2 protein-coding genes and 1 pseudogene are annotated in these 2,950 nt (G+C 70.8%); 2 read left to right on the plus strand and 1 reads right to left on the minus strand.

Translation table 11 applies throughout. The annotated features are described in order from the left end of the window. Positions 1–712, plus strand: a pseudogene (locus EIO58_RS15305) (ECF transporter S component); the annotation flags it as partial. A gap of 198 nt (positions 713–910) precedes the next feature. After that, positions 911–1,123: a hypothetical protein gene (locus EIO58_RS15310; RefSeq protein ID WP_127820237.1), complete on the plus strand. Its 213-nt coding sequence runs from the start codon at positions 911–913 to the stop codon at positions 1,121–1,123. 121 nt (positions 1,124–1,244) lie between these two features. On the opposite strand, the gene EIO58_RS15315 is transcribed toward EIO58_RS15310, so the two are convergent. After that, on the minus strand, positions 1,245–2,950 hold a 1,706-nt coding region (locus tag EIO58_RS15315; protein WP_205789321.1), incomplete at its 5' end, for a vitamin B12 dependent-methionine synthase activation domain-containing protein.

Genomic DNA, 2,950 nt, shown 5'->3' on the forward strand with positions numbered 1-2,950 from the left:
CGTCCCGGTGGCGGCGCTCGCGCTCGCGCCGCTCGCGGCACTCGTGGTCGCCGCGACCCTCGACGACACCGTGCGGAGCGCCCACATGCTCGCGCTCCTCGGCACGCTCGCCGCCATCGGCGCGGCGGTGCGCATCGCGAGCACGGGCGTCGGCGGCGTGGAGGCGGTCTTCATCCTGCTGATCCTCTCGGGGCGTGCGTTCGGAGCGCGGTTCGGGCTGCTGCTCGGCATGGCGACGATCGCTCTGTCGACGGTGGTCACCGGCACCTTCGGCCCATGGACGCCGTTCCAGATGTTCGCGTGCGCCTGGGTGGGTGCCGTCGCTGGCCTGCTCCCGCGACGCGTCGCACCGGCCGTCGAGATCGCGATGCTGTGCGTCTATGGCGTCGCCGCGTCGTACGCGTTCGGACTCCTCATGAACCTGTGGTTCTGGCCCTTCGCGGTGGGCTACGGCACGGAGATCTCGTACGTCCCCGGCGCCCCGCTCGGCTCGAACCTCTCGAGCTTCCTGGTGTACTCGCTGGTGACCTCGACCCTCACGTGGGACACCCTCCGCGCCGTCACCTCGGTCATCGGCATCCTCGTCGTCGGGCGCGCCGTGCTGGCTGCCCTGCGCCGCGCGAAGCCGCTCGCTCGATCGCACCTCGCCGGCGCCGCAGCTCGTCAGGGCCCTACAGTGACGATCGGGCCGGTACACCGAGAGGCAACATGACGACGACCGCAGCAACCACGCCCCTCATCGGCCACTACCTGCCCGAGATCCACTCGCTCGCGAAGCGGGGACTTCTCTGGGCGGCTCTACGGCCTGTTCGCACGGGGGAGCGCGGGCCGATGCCTCGCCCCTGACGCCGCCGCGGACGCGATCTGCTACACCGCGGTACTGAACCCGTCGCCGCTCGTGTGGCTCGCGATGGCGGTGGTGTTCGTCGTCTCCGTCGGACGCGCCACGAGGGCGACCGACACCGCCGTGATCGCGCGAATCCTGTCGCGGGCCGCGACGGCGATGTGGCTGCTCCCGCTCGCGGTCGCCGCCCTCAGCTTCTGGGCGTTCTTCACATCATCGCCCGAAGCGTGGGTGGCCGGGACGCCGCCGAACGTCACGGTGCAGGTCGACACCGAATGACGGATGCCTCGGCCCGCGGCATCCGTCACCGAATCAGGTGATGTCACCGGCACAGGTCGATCCCGCGGCTGATGTCCTACCCCGGTGAGATCACTGATCTCGTGACGGGCGGGCACCTGCGTCAGACCGAGAAGTACTTCGCCTCGGGGTGGTGGAAGACGAAGGCGTCGGTGGACTGCTCGGGGTGCAGCTGCAGCTCCGCGCTGAGCTCGACGCCCATGCGCTCGGGGCGGAGGAGCTCGACGACCTTGCGGCGGTCCTCCATGTCGGGGCAGGCGGGGTAGCCGAGTGAGAACCGCGCTCCACGGTACTCGAGCTTGAACAGGCCCGCGGTGTCGGCCGGGTCCTGGTCGGCGAAGCCGAGCTCCGCCCTCACCCGTGCGTGCCAGAACTCGGCGAGCGCCTCGGTGAGCTGCATCACGAGCCCGTTGAGCTCGTAATAGTCGCGGTACCGGTCTTCGGCGAAGAGCTTCGCGGTCACCGAGTCTATGTGCGCGCCGGCGGTGACGAGCTGCACCGGCAGCACATCGACGATCCCCGACTCGCGCGAGCGCACGAAATCGGCGAGGCACAGATGCCGGTCGCGCCGCTGACGCGGGAAGTGGAAGCGCAGCCGCTCCGCGCCGATCGCGGCCGCGGGGCCCGTCGAAGCGCCCGATCCGCCGTCCGGTGCGAGCAGGCCGGGCAGGCCGAGCACGCCGGTGGGGTCGTCGCCGTGGTGCAGCACCACGACGTCGTCGCCCTCCGACACCACGGGGAAGTATCCATAGGCGACCGACGCGTCGAGCATGCCCTCGGCGAGGATGCGGTCGAGCCAGTACCGCAGCCGTGGGCGGCCCTCGGTCTCGACGAGCTCCTCGTACGACGCGCCGTCCGCTCCGCGCCCGGGCTTGAGCCCCCACTGCCCCATGAACGTCGCCCGCTCGTCGAGGAACGCGGCGTAGTCGTGCAGCGCGATGCCGCGCACGATGCGCGTGCCCCAGAACGGCGGAGCGGGCACGGGATTGTCGGATGCCACGTCCGAACGCGCCGGCATCGCTTCGGGCTCGGTGAGCGTGAGCGTCGAGCCTGCGGCGTGGCGCCGCTTCTTCAGCGCCGGCAGCCCGACCGACGCCGGATCGGCGCCGCGCGCGACCTTGACGAGCGGCTCCATGAGCGCGAGCCCCTCGAACGCGTCGCGTGCGTAGCGCACCTCGCCGTCGAAGAGCGAGGCGAGGTCGTCCTCGACGTACGCGCGGGTGAGCGCTGCGCCGCCGAGGATCACGGGCCACTTCTTCGCGAGGCCGCGGGACTGCAGCTCTTCGAGATTCTCCTTCATCACGACCGTGGACTTCACCAGGAGTCCCGACATGCCGATGACGTCGGCGTCGTGCTCCTCGGCCGCGGCGATGATGTCGGCGATCGGCTGCTTGATGCCGAGGTTGACGACGTCGTAGCCGTTGTTGGTGAGAATGATGTCGACGAGGTTCTTGCCGATGTCGTGCACGTCGCCGCGGACCGTCGCCAGCACGATGCGGCCCTTGCCCGAGGCATCCGACTTCTCCATGTGGGGCTCGAGGAGAGCGACCGCCGTCTTCATGACCTCGGCCGACTGCAGCACGAACGGCAGCTGCATCTCGCCGGCGCCGAACCGCTCGCCGACGACCTTCATGCCCTCGAGCAGGTGGTCGTTGATGATCTGCAGGGGCGCGAGGCCGCCCGCGCGAGCGAGGTCGAGGTCGGCCTCGAGCCCCTTGCCCTCGCCGTCGATGATGCGGCGCTCGAGCCGCTGGCCGACGGGCAGCGCGGCGAGCTCGGCGGCGCGCTGGTCGCGCAGCGCCGCGGTGT

The organism is Microbacterium sp. CPCC 204701 (genome assembly GCF_004010105.1).
In the GTDB taxonomy this organism is placed as follows: Bacteria; Actinomycetota; Actinomycetes; order Actinomycetales; family Microbacteriaceae; genus Microbacterium.

Bases quoted from the DNA above. Each gene is read 5' to 3' on its own strand.
- EIO58_RS15310 (WP_127820237.1), top strand. From the start codon at position 911: ATGGCGGTGGTGTTCGTCGTCTCCGTCGGACGCGCCACGAGGGCGACC.